Origin of the sequence: Rhodohalobacter mucosus (assembly GCF_003150675.1) — a bacterium.
In the GTDB taxonomy this organism is placed as follows: Bacteria; Bacteroidota; Rhodothermia; order Balneolales; family Balneolaceae; genus Rhodohalobacter; species Rhodohalobacter mucosus.
In genome coordinates this window covers 60,219-75,909 of the sequence record NZ_QGGB01000011.1, presented here as the reverse complement: position 1 = coordinate 75,909, position 15,691 = coordinate 60,219, and the positions used below count along the sequence as shown (strand labels likewise).

Sequence of the window (15,691 nt, the reverse complement as noted above, 5' to 3'; positions counted from 1 at the left end):
GTTTATTCGGTGGTTTCAGTTTGTGTGAGATGTCGACGCACCATGTCGGAGATGCCAAGCGGTTCCTGCTTTGCCAGCTCAGACGAAAGAGTATCTATAATATGATCCCGATAGAGCTGATTGCCCGACTGCATAACTCCTTCTCCGGTACCGCTGTTTTCAAAAAGGCCTTTTGCCATCTCCGATACCAGCTGTCGCGCAAATATTCGCTCGAACTCCATTGCTACGTCTTCTCCGCTCTGCGGTATCTGGTCGCGCTGCGGGTTACCCGTTTTAGTGATGGCTGAATAATTGGCTATGGAAGTTGCGGGATCCGTTGTCATGGTTTGTATTGTTTTAAGTTGAATTAACCGTGTTTCGAAAAAAGTGCTTTATTGAGTTGGCATCGGATTTTACATTACAATGAGCTTGCCTTTCAGGGCTCCGGCTCTATCAATGGCCTGCATAATGGAGATGATATCACGGGGTGAAAAACCCAGATTGTTCAAAGATGTCGCCAGATCGGCCACCGTGGTGTTGGGCTCCAGAACAATGTTCCTGGCCGACTCCTCGGTCATTCCCACCTCTGTCGCGGTACCCGAAACGGTTTCACCACCGGTAAAAGGGAGCGGCTGTGAAACAAAGGGTGTTACCTGCGACCGTATCTGAATGGTTCCATGCGAGATAAGCACTTCCCCGATCAGTACATTGCCGCCCGCTACAACCGTTCCGGTGCGTTCATTGATCACTACACGCGCCGGCACCTCAACATCAACCTCCAGCTCAAGAACCAGGCTGGTAAAAAAAGTGAGGTCTCCCACATCCTGAAACCCTCCCGGATACTCTACAGATATGAAACCGGCATTTTGTGCTGAAGCGATCGGCATTTCAAATCGCTCATTGATCGCATCCACGATGCGTGCTGCGTTTCCGAATCCGGGATCACGCATAATCAGTCCAAGAGGCTCTTCCCTGTCGGGTACGTACATATCGTTATCAACCACACCTGCACCGGCCGGTATAGTAGCGGTAAGTGTCGGGTTGCGGCCGATTCTGGCACCCCCGGCTTCTGTATTATAGCCGCCTGTAACCAGTGCTCCCTGGGCATACGCAAAAACCCGGTCGGTTTGAGGGTGAATCAGAGGAGTTTGCAATAGCACACCGCCGCTCAGGCTGCTTGCGTCGCCCAGGGATGAAACCGTCACGTCAATGGCACTTCCCGGGGCGTGGTATGGTCCTATTGTGGCCGTTACAATAACTGCTGCCACATTTCGCGTTCTGAGTGTAGCGGGGTCCACATTGATGTCGAACTTGCGAAGCATGCTTGCCACCGATTGAACGGTAAAAACCGACCCGCTTCGGCTCATGGCGCGATCGCCTGTGCGGTCAAGGCCGGTTACCAGTCCATACCCTATCAGCTCAGTGCTGCTGGCCTTGTCAATTTCCACGATGTCACCAATGCGTGTTTGCGACTGGGCGGAACCGGCGCATACCAGTAATATCAGCGCCGCAATAAGAGGGTTTAAAAATGCTGCTTTTTTCATTTTGATTTGTTTCTTCAGTTCTGTCAGTCAGTTACACATTGATTTAGTCCATGGATAACACAGTAAAGGCACCCGTAACCAGGCCAACCACACCCCAGATTACGCGGCGGGTAAACCCGCGTTTCTTGAACGATTTCGCGATGCCGCCCTCATTCTCGTAGGTGATATCTGCATTTGCAATTCGATACGAAAACACTTCGTTGGCATCGTTGATATCTTCTGCGCGCACAAAGCCCTCCAGGCTCATGCTATATATCTCACCGCTTATTTCGGTTCTTCGTGTTCCGGCAATCAGGTAGTTGCCGTTTTCATCCAGCGATTCAATGCGAACACTCAGATTCCCTCTCAACAGCTGCCGCTGATTTGAAAGGCCCCTTTCATCCGAGTTGAAATTCAGGGTGGCATCGGCTCCGAAAACGGCGTCCATTGGCAGCATGGATCCCGAGACGGCGCTGCTTGTACTGCCGTTGGTATTCGATTGACTCCGAAGGTCGGATGCTGAGGAACCGTTGATATTTTCACTCAGAATCACGGTAATCACGTCGCCCGGACGGTGTGCCTTGACATCCGAATAGAGGGATTTCTGACTGTAGGCTTCTGCTGACGTAAAAAGAAATACTGCCAGAAGAATCAGATATGATTTCAGTTTATTCATAGGGTTTGTCTCCATTTTACATAGTTGTTATCGAGTACTTCAGCCCGGTATCGTTTACCGGTTTCCTCGCATTTGAGTGTAATTACTTCACCTTCAGCACCATCCTGTCGGGCTCTGCAAAACAATTCTATCGCCATTTTTCCATTTTGATAAATCATCACTGCCTGATCTCCCCTTTTGATTGACGGAGGCTGTTTCAGGTCTCCTTCAAGCAGCGGGCTCCCCTGCCTGAGCTGCCTGGATGCAAGCCACTCACCGGCACCCCCGGTATCTGCAGGGAGTCTTCCGGAATTGGTAAACTCCATCCAGTCGTATGTAAGGTCTTCGCGATGTATCAGATCACCACGTTGAACCGGACTGTTCAGCCTGGCTACCTGCAGGGTCACAGATATTTCGAACTGGGCAGGGTATCGGGCACCGTTAACTGTAGTCACATCGGCTGAAATAAGGCCTCTGGGCAGCCCCCGGCTTCTGAACCGAACGGCTTGCAGTGATTCAATCGAGATATTTTTTAATTGATCGTGAACCCAGCGAAGATCTACCCGGAAACGTGCATCCGGCCATGTATCGGCCAGCTCATTTTCAGCCAGGCGAATCAGTGCCGTCTCTGTAGTTTCCGGGCTACCAACCTGTTCGGCTGCCAGCATGGTGCTGAATAGAAGAATCAGTACTATGATCATTCTTCCGGGATTCAATTAACGTTTGATTGAATTGGTGAGGGCCATCAGATCCTCGGTGGTTTGCACCATCTTGGAATTGGTTTCATAGGCTCTCTGTGCCTGAATCAGGTTTACCATCTCAGACACAATGTCCACGTTCGACTGTTCCAGAAACCCCTGTTCAAGGCCTCCAAAACCTTCGGAGGCCGGCAGGCCAAATATGGGAAGACCCGATGCTTCGGTTCTGGAGTAAAGGTTATCGCCCATGGCCGATAAACCGGAGGTGTTTACAAATTTGGCAAGCTCAATCTGCCCAAGATCTACGATTCCGCCGTCGCCGCTCAGAGTGGCCGTAACCAGGCCCTCTTTAGAGATGTTAATTCCCTGAACGTTTTCGGGCACCTCAATGAAATCGGCCAGCGGAAGGCCCGATTGTGTCACAACCCTGCCCGATGAATCGAGCCCCAGGTTGCCATCGCGTGTATAGGCTATGGATCCGTCAGGCATTTCGACCTGCAAAAAACCCGAGCCGTTAATTGCAATATTGAGTGGATTTGAAGTCTCCATCAGTGATCCCTGCGAAAAGTTCCGGACGGTAGCCACGGGTTTTGCACCATGGCCCATCTGAAGTCGCGCCACTGAACGTCCCGGTTCGTTTTCGGAATGCCCCCGCTTCGACACTTCAATATTCTGATAAAACAGATCCTGAAAAGCGATACTGCTTCGCTTGAAGCCGGTTGTATTTACGTTTGCCAGGTTATTGGCAATGTTATCTACTTTTTTCTGCTGGGCACTCATCCCGAGTGCGGCTGTACTTAGTGCTCGTGTTGGCATAGCATGTTGATTATCCGTTCAAATTAAAATCGTCCGAGTGTGCTGGTTGCTTTTGAGAGCAGCTCATCCGTGGTAGTAAGGGCACGCTGCTGGGATTCAAACAGGCTTGCATTGCTCATCATATCCACCATTTCGTTGAGTGGATTCACATTGCCCGCCTCGTAATAGCCCTGCATCAGCGTCGATTCATTATCGGGTGCCAGGCCAGCTTCGGGTGGTGCAAAAAAGTACCCCGTTGAGTGACGCTCCAGTGCTTCCGGTTTCTCGGCGGCATACAGCCGGATCCTGTCGTACTCTGTACCGTTAAACAGAATCCGGCCGTTGGATGATATTTCCAGCTGCACTTCGCTTTCCGCCGTTGCAGTATCCTGCATCAGGGGTACGCTTATGGGTCCGTTGGAACCCATGAGCCTGGCCCCCTGCTCATTTACCAAAAATCCATTGTCATCCTGCCTGAACCGGCCGTTTCTGGTGAGCAACTCTACACCATCAAGTTCCACTTTCAGAAATCCGTCGCCTTCTATTGCCATATCAAAAGGATTGCCTGTGGACTCGAAATGACCCTGTGTCATGTCCACAGACTGGCCGGGCACCACGCTTTGTACCATCCGGTTTCCCTGTTTCTGAAGCACCGAGTGGAAGTAGAGCTTATCTGCCTTGAAGCCGGGAGTATCCATATTGGCAAGATTATTTGCCGTTACTTCCTGGGCTTTCATAAGCCTTTGGAGTGCCATCATTGAATGTGCAAGTCGGTCAATCATAGGTATCGGTTTGAATGTCGTTTGCCCAATACGTCTCAAAAGCCGTGCCACCTTCCCGTTGTCCGGTTCTCTTCCACATTCCATAACCAGCAAAAATACCCTCTGAAGGGCCTTTATCCCGTTTTTTCAACATTTCTTTGCATTACTCCAAGGGTGGGACCCTTCTCTGGCCGTTTGCGGAAATATTTACCGCTGAAAGGAAAGTTTTTTGGTTTCTGGGGTTGAAACAGAGATGCTGAGCAGCTTTAAAGGCCGATATTCTTTGTGGTACTCTTTTTGATGTATAAAGGGCATGGCCGAAAGTGACAAACAAAATAAAACAGAAGAGCCCACGCCAACACGGCTTAAAAAAGCCCGTGAGGAGGGGAATGTACCCAAGAGCCAGGAAGTGGCTTCCGCCCTGCTGATGCTGGGTGCCGTAGTTATTATGGTTAGCTATGGCGATTGGATGTACGATCAGTTCAGGGAACTGTTCAGGCATCTGTACCTTAACCTGGATCAGCCTTTGGAAAACCGGGATAACGCAATCGTGGTACTTTCGGATACACTCCGTACGGGATTCACGATTATGTTTCCCATGCTTGTAGTGCTCACCTCTGTGGCCATTCTGGCAAATGTTGGCCAAACCGGAATTGTGTATGCTCCCAAAGTACTGGAGCCGAAAGGAAACAGAATAAGCCCGATTCAGGGATTTAAAAAGATATTCTCCATCCAGGGAATAGCTGAGCTGGTAAAAGGGCTCAGTAAAATTGCCATTGTTGGAATTATCATCTACGTAACCCTGAAAGACGAAGTCGATCTTTTCAAATCCATGATGGTGATGCCGGTAACATCCACACTGATCGACACCGGCCGACTGATTCTGCTGATGTTCACCCGGATTCTTTCAGCATTGATCATTCTGGCAATTGCAGACTCCATTTACACACGCTTTAAGCATCAAAGGGATCTTAGAATGACTCGTCAGGAGGTGAAAGACGAGTTTAAGCAGGCGGAAGGAGATCCCCATTTAAAAGGCAAACGTAAGGAGCAGGCACTTGGATTTTCCCGGCGAAAGAGGCTCGATCACGCTGTGCTTGCCTCAGATGTTGTCATTACAAACCCCACGCATTATTCGGTTGCATTGAGCTACGACCCAGAACGCTCTTCTGCACCGGTTGTACGGGTAAAAGGGGTTCGAAAGCGGGCTCTGCGCATACGGGAGTTCGCCCGTGAATACAATGTGCCCATTATGGAGAACCCGCCCGTTGCCCGGGCCCTCTATGCCACAACCGGGGAAGGAGAAACCGTACCCGAAGAACACTTTCAAATTATCGCAGAAATACTGGCGTATGTATATCGCCTGAAAGAGAACGAAGGAGCTTATGGAAATTAAGTCTGATACAACCCAGGGCGGATGGTCATCATTTCTGATGAACCGTTCTGATATTCTTGTCGCCTCAAGCGTGATTATGATCCTCCTTGTGATGATCATGCCTATTCCGGCTGTTCTGCTCGATTTTTTCCTGGCAATGAATATCTCCCTCTCCATTATTGTACTGCTGGTGGCGTTCTACACACTGAAACCGCTGCAGTTCGCCGTTTTCCCCGGCATGCTGCTTATACTGACGCTATTCCGCCTTTCACTCAACGTGGCTTCCACCCGGCTGATACTGAGCGAGGGGTATGCCGGAAATCTGATCGAGGCATTTGGCAGCTTTGTGGTTCAGGGTAATTTTGTAATCGGAATTATTATTTTCGCCGTTCTTATCATTATCAATTTCGTGGTGATTACGAAAGGTGCTTCGCGGATAGCTGAGGTTTCCGCCCGGTTTACACTTGATGCGATGCCCGGAAAACAGATGGCCATTGATGCAGATCTGAGCGCCGGACTGATTTCAGATGACGAAGCCAAGGCAAGGCGCGAGGAGATTGCCCGGGAGAGCGACTTTTACGGTGCGATGGACGGTGCCAGCAAATTTGTTCGCGGTGACGTAATTGCAGGCCTGCTGATTACCTTTATTAATATCATTGGCGGTCTCATTGTTGGATCGGTACAGCAGGGCATGCCGATAGGTGATGCCGCTGCTCAGTACACGCTTTTAACGGTGGGTGACGGGCTTGTGAGCCAGATACCCGCACTTCTGATTTCCACCGGGTCCGGAATCATCGTAACGAGGGCCGCATCAGAAGGGAGCCTCAGTTTTGAAATCACCACACAACTTTTCGGTAATCCCAAAGTAATTTCACTGGCCGCAGTATTTATTCTGATCATGGGCCTTATCCCCGGCATGCCGTTTATCCCATTCATGATTTTCGCCGGCGGTCTCTTTTATCATGCCAATAAAAAGAGCCGGCGCGATGAACTGGAGATCATCGAGGAACAGGAAAAAATTGACCAGGACGGACAACCGGAGGAAAAAGTGGAACAATACCTGCTGATGGATACACTTGAACTGGAAATTGGCTATAGCCTGATTCCGCTGGTGGATCCTGATCAGGGCGGTGACCTTCTTGACCGGATGTCGTCGCTTCGCAAACAGATGGCCATTGAGCTGGGAATGCTGGTACCTCCCATCCGTATTCGGGATAATGTGCAGCTCAAATCCAATCACTACACCATAAAGATGCGCGGTATTCTGCAGGGTGAGGGAGAGCTGCTCCCCGAATACCACCTGGTACTGCTTCCCGAAAATTTACAGGCCGATATAAAAGGAGTTAAAACCAAAGACCCCGCCTACGGTATGGATGCGGTCTGGGTAAGCAATTCAAACCGTGCAGAGGCTGAAAAGTACGGGCTATCGATTATCAAGGCGGGTGCGGTGATCACAACCCACATGATAGAAGTCATCAAACGGAATGCAGACAAGCTGCTCGACCGTCAGATGGTGAAAACACTTGTAGATAACCTGAAGGAGAGTGCTCCGGCAGTGGTTGAAGAGCTGGTTCCAAACAAAATGAGCTACGGTGAGCTTCAGAAGATCCTGAAGCGACTTCTGAAGGAGGGCATCCCCATCCGAGATATGAATACGATTCTTGAAACGGTAGCAGATTATCATTCAAAAACACAGAATCCCGATGTATTGACGGAGTACGTTCGCGCGGCCCTTGCCGAAACCATTACGCGTACATACCGCGATGGAGAGAATTCCGTAACGACGGCCGTTTTGGAAAGCAGCCTTGAGGGCCATCTGATCAGTCAGGCGCAACAAGGCAATCTGCATCCGGGCACACTTGGCTTTACCCCCGAAACCGTGGAGAAATTGTATATGTCGGCTACCCGTGTTTGCGACAAAATGAGCGCAACCGGCCACAAGCCCATTATTCTCACATCGCCAGTTTTGAGGCCGGCACTGTATGACTTCCTGGTTTCCGTTATCCCTGATGTGGTTGTGCTATCATATAACGACCTCACAATCGATACCCAAATTCACAAGTTTGGTGCTATTGAACTATCCCAGGAACATGAATCTCAACATGAACCCGCATTGACATGATATTACGAACATTCAAAGCACCCACCCTTATCGAGGCCCGTAAAAAAGCTGTTGACGAGTACGGAAGCCATTTCATTATTCTGGAAAGCCGCGAGGCAAGCGGCAGATCCCCTGCGCAGGTAACGGTGGGGATCCAAAAAGAGACAGAACATAGACGGCAGGAGAAAACCCATGCGTCAGGGATGAATGAGCCCTCCGCTAAACACGATTCACAGCAGGCCGGAACATTTTTTGAACCTTTCCTAAAGCAATTTGGAAATCTGGTAGCCAGCAGCACAGAAACCCTTAAGACACTGCGTTCTGATGCTGCCTCCGCATCAAAGACCGACGGGACTGAGTCTGCATTGAAAAACAGAACAGGGGCCCGTTCTGTGCAGGGTGTTACCTTTGAGCGCAGTTCCGCCGGGCGTTCTGGTACGGGTGCAAGCCCCGACATGCCTGAACTGTCGGCTCCTGCAAATATCAGTACCGATACCGTTTCCGGTCTCACCAAGGAAACAGATATAGTCACAGACGAGAAGAGAAAGGAAGCGACTGAATTCAGGCAGCACTATCGCCGGCCATCTCCTCCCCGGGCAACTGCCGGAGCTCAGATGGGGGCATTATCCCGAAAGGTAAGCTATCTGGAAAAACTGATTCTGGAACTGCATCCGGCCTCTTCCACAGGCTTCAGTAACGAAACCTGGTACCGGCATCTTCGCCAGTGCGGTTTTCCAGCCTCTCTGCTGGATGCTTGGGCTGAGCAGACTTCCGGAAGACCCGCATTTACCAGGGAGGAACTCGATTCTTCAGAGATTAAATCTCATCTTTTCGACAAGATTGATTCATTTTTTACACCCCGATCCATGCATGATGATCACCCTTTTCATCTGTTCAGCTGTTTTGAAGGAACCGACCCCATTCCAATGATGCGGGCTGTTCTTCAGCACAATAAGCGCCGGGGCGTCAAAACGCGAGTTGCGCTGCTCTTTTCAAGCCGGTTTGACCTGGATGAACAAGGACTTATGATGATGGAGATGCTCACATTTCATAAAATTGAAACCGAAACCGTTGTGAGCCATCGTGACTGGGAGCGGTTATTAGAATCGCGGCATAAGAATGAAACAATTCTGGCCTCAGCTATTCCTTTACATATGGACCATGATGAGATTTCAGAACGATGGGATCATATGAACCGGATACTGGGTGAGCGCCACTCTGTAAAGCATCATCTGCTGGCTCACTCTATTCAGAATCCGGAAGCCGTTTGCGGGGTGTTGCCCTCGGAGCATCCGTTTACCCCCGATTTTATCTCGCTAACCCACTTTGGAGCTGCACGCGGCTCTTTGGGCAATCTGGCCGCCTACAGAGATTCACTGCAGTGCCCCTTCGGGTATCTGCATCATTTAACGCACTCTGATGCTGCAGCTGATGCACTTTTCAGCAAGCCAGCCACAAGCCTTCTGAAGACGGACAGCACTATTTCTGCTTTAAATAAAATTGCCGGATAAACAGACCTTCAAACCCATTAATCATCACCCTAAAATACCGTAATTATGTTAGTACAAATCTATACGATCATTTCACTGCTTGTTTTTATATTTTTAGTCGGTTCCGGTTCTTCAATCGACGGAGCCATGCTGAAAAGTTTTGCTGTCTTTGCAATTCTGATTATCCTTACGCGAATCTCTGTATTGCTTATAGATATTATACGTGAGGCTCCGGAAAACCGGCACGATGCCAACACCAAACCATCGGCACAGGCACAATGATCCGGGATAAGGTTTGTGATAGTCAGTAGTTCTGCCGGGACATATGACGTCTTAAACCAAACTCATATACAAACCTTTTTTATCTGATGGATCTCTCTTTACAGGAACTTGTCGATGCGTACTGCAGCGAACCGACCAATGCATTGCGTGAAGCAATCATCACCGAAGCGCTGCCCCTGGTTCGCAGTATTGTAGGGAAAATCCGAAATCCGGATACGGTTCTTTCCCAGCAGGAAGATCTTGAGAGTGCGGGCATAATGGGTTTGCTTCAGGCGCTTGAAAAGTACAACTGTGACAAAGAGATCCGCTTTAACACATTTGCCTATTACCGTATACGGGGAAGCGTAATCGACTATCTTCGCTCCATTGATCAGCTTCCGCGGGGCGACCGTACACTGTATGGCAAGGCACAGGGGGTGATCTCACGCCTTCAGCAGGAACTGGGCCGCGAACCGGATGACGATGAGGTGGCCGAAGAGCTGGATATCAGCATGGAGCAGTACCAGTCACTTCTTGGAAATGTGCAGCTTCGCGCGGTCCTTTCTCTTGACCAGCCTGCATCGTCCGATACACCCGACCTTCAGCTGAGCGACAGCATTGCCGACCGCGATTCGGAACAGCCGGATGCGGCCATTGAAAAAGAGGACAACTCCGAACATATCAAGGATGCCATTTCCAAACTGAAGGAGCGCGAACGCCTGATACTGGCACTCTACTACTACGAAGATCTTACTTTAAATGAAATTGCCATGCTGCTTGGCCTTTCCGAAGCGCGCATCTCTCAAATCGTTGGTAAGCTTTTGATTACCCTGAAAGGTTCACTAAGCAATTACTCTGTGGAAGCGTAGGAAGAACAGATGAACAGATGAACAGATGAACAGATGAACAGATGAACAGATGAACAGATGAAGGTGTTTTCACTCTTTTAGAAAATCAACCTTTTAAACCAAATTTTTCGGTTCAACTCTTTTCCCCTCTTCTCCCATTAATTCCCGCCGCCCATCAGCAGCAGTATACGATCCAGATACATCCAGATATCCGCAAAAATCCGTTCGAATGCAGTCGGGGCAAAAGGCAGCACGATGAGAAGCAGAAGAAACCCCACACCGGCTTTCAGCGGAAGGGCAATGAAAAAGATATTGGCTCTTGGCATGATACGTCCGAAGATGGCAAAGCTGAGGTCCATCAGAAATAAAACCACCATGAACGGCGCTGAGATCTGAACGCCCAGCAGAAAAAGCCGGGTTGCCATTTCAATAAACAGCGGCGCAGCGGCTGCGGCCTGGACGGTTCCCACCGGTACCACCTCATAACTGTGAGCAAGCGCAAAAATGTAATAGGCATCGCCCCCCGAACTGATGAACACGAAGGTACCCAGAAGTACAAATAGCTGCCCTATTATGGATTGATGGGTCGAATTCACAGGGTCGACAACGCTTGCAAAGGTGAGGCCGATATTCAGGCTCATCAGCTCTCCCCCTATCTGAAGTGCGGCAAACAGGATCTGACCCGTCAGCCCCATCACGACACCTACTAAAAGCTCCTTGATTATGGCCACCAATACGTCAAGCATGCCAGCGTCTGTTGGAATAGCCATTCCTTCAACCGGTATAAGCGGGAAAAGCATCACCGACAGTATGAGCGAAAAGAAAACCTTTACCTGAACGGGTATCGATCCGTTACTGAAAAATGGGGCAGTAGCCATAAGTGCGCCCACCCGCACAAAGATCAGAAAAGCCGTCAGGATATATTCTACGGTAAACAATTCAGTCATATGCTCATGCCTCTTGTCATCAGCTGTTGATCTGGGCTATGAATGAAAAGATCTGTTCCATGAAATCGATAGCGTACTGCAGCATAAAGCCCAGAAAGAGGAAGAGGATGATGACGACGGCCAGCATTTTGGGCACATACGAAAGAGTCATCTCCTGTATGGTTGTTACTGCCTGAAAAATGGCAATTGCCAGGCCCACCACCAGTGCACCGATCAAAACCGGCCCGGATAGTACCACCATCGCCTTGAGCGCTTCCTGGAGCCAGAATAATCCCGTTTCCGTATTCATTTCTATTCGTGTTTAATTAAAGCTTCGTATCAGCGATTCAACCAGCAAATACCAGCCGTCGCTCAGTACAAACACAAGTATTTTAAAAGGCAGCGAGACAAGCACCGGAGGCAAGAACATGATACCCATCGACAGCAGAATGGAGGCGACAACCAGGTCGATCACCATAAAGGGCAGATAGATCAAAAAACCAATCTGAAAAGCAATTCGCAGCTCACTGATGATATAGGATGGAACGACCACATAGAGCGGCAGCTCTTCCAGTGAAGCAACCGGGTCGATACCTCCCAGGTCCATAAACATAAGGAGGTCTTTTTCGCGCGTCTGATTCACCATAAACTGCTTGAGCGGAACCGATGCAATGGTCAGTGCTTCGGTCTGCGAAATTTCTTCGCCAATGTATGGCTGTATCGCCTCGTCGTTAATCCGGTTAAAGGTGGAGGCCATGATAAAAATGGTGATGAACAGTGCCAGCCCCAGCAGCACCTGGTTCGGCGGTGATTGCTGAGTTCCCAAACCCATCCTCAGGAAGAAGAAGACCACCACCAGACGCGTAAAACTGGTCATCATGGTAACGATGGCCGGACCAAAGGAGAGAACGGTAATCAGAATCAGGGCCTGAATCGCAAGAGAAAAGTCCTCCACCTCACCCCCGATATTGATATTTACACCGCTGCCCTGAGCCGATTGCGCCTGCTGTGCCGTTACTGAATCCGGGATAATACCCATCAGCATTACGGTTAGCATCATCACCCCTGCCACTTTCAGCAGGCGGCTTACAAAAAGATGGGATTCCTTGTTTTTCATTGGTCTTTCTCAGTTAACAGCTTCAGGTTTTACGCCGGCCACCTGCTTCAGCATGCCTGCAAATGCGTTTGATCCGGTTGCCGAATCACTCTTTTGGTCATCATGCCCGGTACTGCTCCACTCATCTGCATTAACTTTTTCAAGTACCTCCATTCCACCCTCAAAGCAGCCTATCAGCAAAACCTTGCTTCCGGCCGACACCGCCTGCAAGGTATGTTCCTCTCCCAAATGGAGTTCGTCAAGCAGTATCAACGTCCCTTTTTCCTTACTGTTTACACGACCGGGTTTCATACCTTTTTCACGTCTGATCTTTGACCAGAGCCATATTCCGCCTCCGATAACGCCTATGGATAGTAAGATCGGCATAACCGGAAGTGATGACGCCTCATTCGATCGGTTCCGGGCAAACGTGGTGCGTTGACTTGCCTGCTCCTTCGCCAATTCAGCTGCTGACAAGGCCTCAGTAGAGTCGGCTGCTGTACCTGTTATTTCTGTCACGGCAGTCGAATCTGCATGGAGAGTACTTAAATACGTCTGGCCCGACACATACGGCTCCGACTTGTCAGAACCGGCCTGCACCAGAACAAGTATCCATAGTCCGGTTAGCGTGATGGCCAGGCCGCCCACAAAGCGCAGGGTTTTCTGAGGCCGGCTTTTTACCTGTTTTTTAAATGAATCCCAGTCAATCATCATATCAGGCGCCCATTTTCATGCTGTCGTGAGCGGCAAGCAGATTTGAAATCCGCATTCCGAAATGTTCATCAATCACAACAACTTCTCCTTGTGCAATGCAACGGCCGTTTACAAGCAGATCGACCGGTTCTCCGGCCAGTTTTTCAAGTTCAATCACCGAGCCTTTGACGAGCTGAAGTATTTTACCGAGCGGCACCTTTTTTCTTCCAAGTTCCACGGATATTTCCATTTCCACATCCTTGAGAAGATCAATATTCCGGATCTCGCGGAAATTTTTGATGTTTGCCGATTTGTCAAAGGGTTCAAACTCTACGTTATTGCCATCCGAAGAAGAACGAATTCCGCCTGAAGCAGCCTGTGTACCCTGACCTGCTCCTGCAAAGAGCGATGAAGCCGTTTCTTCTGCGAGCTGAACGAAGCCTGGCGTATCGGGTTCTGGTGCATCCTCTGTTATTTTCTGAAAAGTCTCTGCTGCCTTTTCATCGGGAGAAGAGAACGCCAGAAGCAATTCAGCACTTTCGCTCTCTTCACCCGGTTTAATTTTCCAGGCTGCCATGTTGTACTGCTGAAGGTTCAGCAAACTATTGGATGAGTCCGGATCCACCTCACTGAATGCGCCCAGCTTCAGATCCGCACCCAGGCGGCTGCAAAGCTCGCCCGTAAAGTCAGACAATAGATTGGCCAGACTTCTCTCAGGGTGAGTCAGCTCCTGCGTACCGTCCGAGTCCAGAAAGCTCCAGTCGCCCCTGAAACCCAGAACTACTTCTATCTGAAATCTCTCTTCAATACATTTAAAGAGTACCGCGTTTTCAAGAAATTTGGATGTTTTTTTCTCATCCCCTTCTGTCACCTCACCCGGTTCGGCAGCAGCGGCCTTTCCGGAAAGCTGCTTTAGAATAGTGTTAAGTGAAGTTTTTAAATTTTTGATTGTCTTATTCCAATTATGATCGCTCATGGTTTTGTCTGTTTGCAGTTAAAAATCAAGTGAATGCATTCCGTTTTTTACAATGTTGAATATCTTAACGGCGCGTTTGCCGTTCATAGAGCCGGGATAGCCTGTCATTTTAATCTGATTGCCCACACGGATTTTCAGGGGTTCTTCAATTGGCTGATTCAGCATCAGTGTGTCGCCCTTCGTAAGGCTGATGAGCTGCCGGAGCGACATGCTGGTTGTTCCCAGCAGAACTTTTAGATCTACTTCAACTCTTTTCAAATCTTCTTCAAGAAGTTTTTGGTCTCCCGGGTGGGCCTTATGAGTAGAAGGGGCATCTTCAATGTGAGTGATCTCCTTCATTCCTTTGCTCTCGATAAGAGAATTCGGGTAACAGATAGAAAAGGAACGTTTCTGATCTCCGAATTCGACGCTGAAGTGCATCAGTATACCTATCGAATGAGCGGAAATGGACCGGATGCTATCCGGCTTTGGCTCATAAACGTGATGCTGAATAGAAAAAGGCAGATATGACGACCAGATATGGCTCAGTTCCCTGAGCATTTTGCCAACAAGCCTGTTTATAATGATCTCCTCTACCCGTGTAAGCGTCCGGGCTTCGGCCGGCATTTCACCATAGCCGCCGCTTTGCAGTTCCACACAATAAATACAGAACGATGGATCCAGTTCGAGTACAGCCCAGTCGCCCAGTTCCTCAATATTAAATGTGTAGAGTGCGGAGGGTTGTTGAATTTCACTCAGATAAGCAGAATAATTTACCTGTCGGGTACCGGTCAGAGATACCTCTACCGGTTCACCCAGCAGGTTCGAATACATTCTTTTAATATGACGAAGGTACGGTTCGTGAATACCCTTCATCAGCCGCATCACTTCTTTACTGATCAGCTTTGGCTGCCTGAAATCGTAGGCGCGAATCTGCCCGTAACGTTCGTTCTGCTCAGCGGGTGTCTGATTGACGGTTTGGTTCATATGTGGGTTGTCGGAATTTGTTCATTACTGAATCACGTATTTTGTAAAGAACAAATTTCGTACCGCACTCTTCCCAAGCAGGTCATTCATTGCTGTAATCAACTCATTTTTTATCGCATCCCGCTTCTCAAGGCTGCTTAATTCGTCCGTGGTTTTTTGGATCATGAGCAAATTCACACGGTCAACAATTTCCACTTTCATCTTTTCGGCCTGTGCAACATCGCTGCTTTTATCAAACTCAAATGCAAGCGAAACAATAAGATATCTTTGGCCGTTAGAGTTCTTTGGGTTGATTATAATATTGTCCATCTCAAAATAATATCCGCCCGAGGAGCTGAATGAATTCAGGTAATTGTAAATGTCAGGATACGTTTTTTGCACTATGGCATAAGCCCCCGCTCCCTGGAGGATCAATACAATGGCAAACAGGAAAATTTTTCCGAACCCGGCTCCTTTTTTACCTTTCTCAGCCTGTTTCTCCTCACTTGTCTCTTCGATATGTTCCTGTTCGTTATTTTCCATGAGCTGACGTCTTTTATTTGGTTTAT

At 49.0% G+C, this 15,691-nt stretch carries 18 protein-coding genes; 5 read left to right on the top strand and 13 right to left on the bottom strand.

From position 1 onward, the window contains the following. Positions 1 to 2: 2 nt before the first annotated feature. The 6 genes from DDZ15_RS15860 to DDZ15_RS15835 form a co-directional block, all read right to left on the bottom strand. Positions 3 to 323 carry a hypothetical protein gene (locus DDZ15_RS15860; protein ID WP_109648108.1) on the bottom strand — a complete coding sequence of 107 codons (321 nt, stop codon included), beginning with the start codon at positions 321 to 323 and terminating at the stop codon, positions 3 to 5. Between the two features lie 69 nt (positions 324 to 392). Beyond that, positions 393 to 1,523: a flagellar basal body P-ring protein FlgI gene (gene flgI, locus DDZ15_RS15855; protein ID WP_109648107.1), complete on the bottom strand. Its 1,131-nt coding sequence runs from the start codon at positions 1,521 to 1,523 to the stop codon at positions 393 to 395. Positions 1,524 to 1,566: 43 nt separating this feature from the next. Beyond that, a complete protein-coding gene (locus DDZ15_RS15850) occupies positions 1,567 to 2,178 on the bottom strand; it encodes a flagellar basal body L-ring protein FlgH (protein WP_158278747.1) in 612 nt (203 codons plus the stop codon). Further along, positions 2,175 to 2,858, bottom strand: coding sequence for a flagellar basal body P-ring formation chaperone FlgA (gene flgA, locus DDZ15_RS15845; protein ID WP_146198622.1), 684 nt, complete (start codon positions 2,856 to 2,858; stop codon positions 2,175 to 2,177). The genes DDZ15_RS15850 and flgA overlap by 4 nt, the downstream gene beginning before the upstream one ends. Positions 2,859 to 2,873: 15 nt before the next feature. Further along, positions 2,874 to 3,671, bottom strand: a complete 798-nt coding sequence (gene flgG / locus DDZ15_RS15840) for a flagellar basal-body rod protein FlgG (protein ID WP_109648104.1) — start codon at positions 3,669 to 3,671, stop codon at positions 2,874 to 2,876. Between the two features lie 23 nt (positions 3,672 to 3,694). Then, positions 3,695 to 4,432, bottom strand: a complete 738-nt coding sequence (locus tag DDZ15_RS15835) for a flagellar hook-basal body protein (protein ID WP_158278746.1) — start codon at positions 4,430 to 4,432, stop codon at positions 3,695 to 3,697. 292 nt (positions 4,433 to 4,724) lie between these two features. Here DDZ15_RS15835 and flhB point away from each other — a divergent pair, with 292 nt between their 5' ends. The 5 genes from flhB to DDZ15_RS15810 all read left to right on the top strand — a co-directional run bounded on the left by flhB (position 4,725) and on the right by DDZ15_RS15810 (position 10,507). Further along, the gene (gene flhB / locus DDZ15_RS15830; RefSeq protein ID WP_109648102.1) at positions 4,725 to 5,807 is read left to right on the top strand and encodes a flagellar biosynthesis protein FlhB; all 1,083 of its coding nucleotides are present in this window, start codon (positions 4,725 to 4,727) and stop codon (positions 5,805 to 5,807) included. Continuing rightward, positions 5,797 to 7,908, top strand: a complete 2,112-nt coding sequence (gene flhA / locus DDZ15_RS15825) for a flagellar biosynthesis protein FlhA (protein ID WP_109648101.1) — start codon at positions 5,797 to 5,799, stop codon at positions 7,906 to 7,908. Before flhB ends, flhA begins: the two co-directional genes overlap by 11 nt. After that, the gene (locus DDZ15_RS15820) at positions 7,905 to 9,398 is read left to right on the top strand and encodes a hypothetical protein (protein ID WP_109648100.1); all 1,494 of its coding nucleotides are present in this window, start codon (positions 7,905 to 7,907) and stop codon (positions 9,396 to 9,398) included. The genes flhA and DDZ15_RS15820 overlap by 4 nt, the downstream gene beginning before the upstream one ends. Before the next feature lie 45 nt (positions 9,399 to 9,443). Beyond that, complete coding sequence (locus tag DDZ15_RS15815; protein WP_109648099.1) at positions 9,444 to 9,659, top strand: hypothetical protein; 216 nt, start codon at positions 9,444 to 9,446, stop codon at positions 9,657 to 9,659. Positions 9,660 to 9,745: 86 nt separating this feature from the next. Further along, positions 9,746 to 10,507 (top strand): sigma-70 family RNA polymerase sigma factor, encoded by a 762-nt coding sequence (locus DDZ15_RS15810; protein ID WP_109648098.1) that lies wholly within the window; start codon positions 9,746 to 9,748, stop codon positions 10,505 to 10,507. A gap of 137 nt (positions 10,508 to 10,644) precedes the next feature. On the opposite strand, the gene fliR is transcribed toward DDZ15_RS15810, so the two are convergent. Genes fliR through DDZ15_RS15775 form a run of 7 tightly spaced genes read right to left on the bottom strand, consistent with a single transcriptional unit; the run spans position 10,645 to position 15,665 of the window. Further along, complete coding sequence (fliR, locus tag DDZ15_RS15805) at positions 10,645 to 11,433, bottom strand: flagellar biosynthetic protein FliR (protein WP_109648097.1); 789 nt, start codon at positions 11,431 to 11,433, stop codon at positions 10,645 to 10,647. Positions 11,434 to 11,452: 19 nt separating this feature from the next. Beyond that, the gene (gene fliQ, locus DDZ15_RS15800) at positions 11,453 to 11,722 is read right to left on the bottom strand and encodes a flagellar biosynthesis protein FliQ (protein ID WP_109648096.1); all 270 of its coding nucleotides are present in this window, start codon (positions 11,720 to 11,722) and stop codon (positions 11,453 to 11,455) included. Positions 11,723 to 11,734: 12 nt separating this feature from the next. Further along, positions 11,735 to 12,529, bottom strand: coding sequence for a flagellar type III secretion system pore protein FliP (gene fliP / locus DDZ15_RS15795; protein ID WP_109648095.1), 795 nt, complete (start codon positions 12,527 to 12,529; stop codon positions 11,735 to 11,737). A gap of 9 nt (positions 12,530 to 12,538) precedes the next feature. After that, on the bottom strand, positions 12,539 to 13,222 hold the full coding sequence (locus DDZ15_RS15790; RefSeq protein WP_109648094.1) for a flagellar biosynthetic protein FliO: 684 nt from the start codon (positions 13,220 to 13,222) through the stop codon (positions 12,539 to 12,541). 1 nt (position 13,223) lies between these two features. Next, positions 13,224 to 14,177 (bottom strand): flagellar motor switch protein FliN, encoded by a 954-nt coding sequence (gene fliN / locus DDZ15_RS15785; RefSeq protein ID WP_109648093.1) that lies wholly within the window; start codon positions 14,175 to 14,177, stop codon positions 13,224 to 13,226. Positions 14,178 to 14,195: 18 nt separating this feature from the next. Next, positions 14,196 to 15,143, bottom strand: coding sequence for a flagellar motor switch protein FliM (locus DDZ15_RS15780; protein ID WP_109648092.1), 948 nt, complete (start codon positions 15,141 to 15,143; stop codon positions 14,196 to 14,198). A 24-nt stretch (positions 15,144 to 15,167) separates the two neighbouring features. Continuing rightward, positions 15,168 to 15,665 carry a flagellar basal body-associated FliL family protein gene (locus DDZ15_RS15775; protein ID WP_109648091.1) on the bottom strand — a complete coding sequence of 166 codons (498 nt, stop codon included), beginning with the start codon at positions 15,663 to 15,665 and terminating at the stop codon, positions 15,168 to 15,170. Positions 15,666 to 15,691 lie beyond the last annotated feature (26 nt).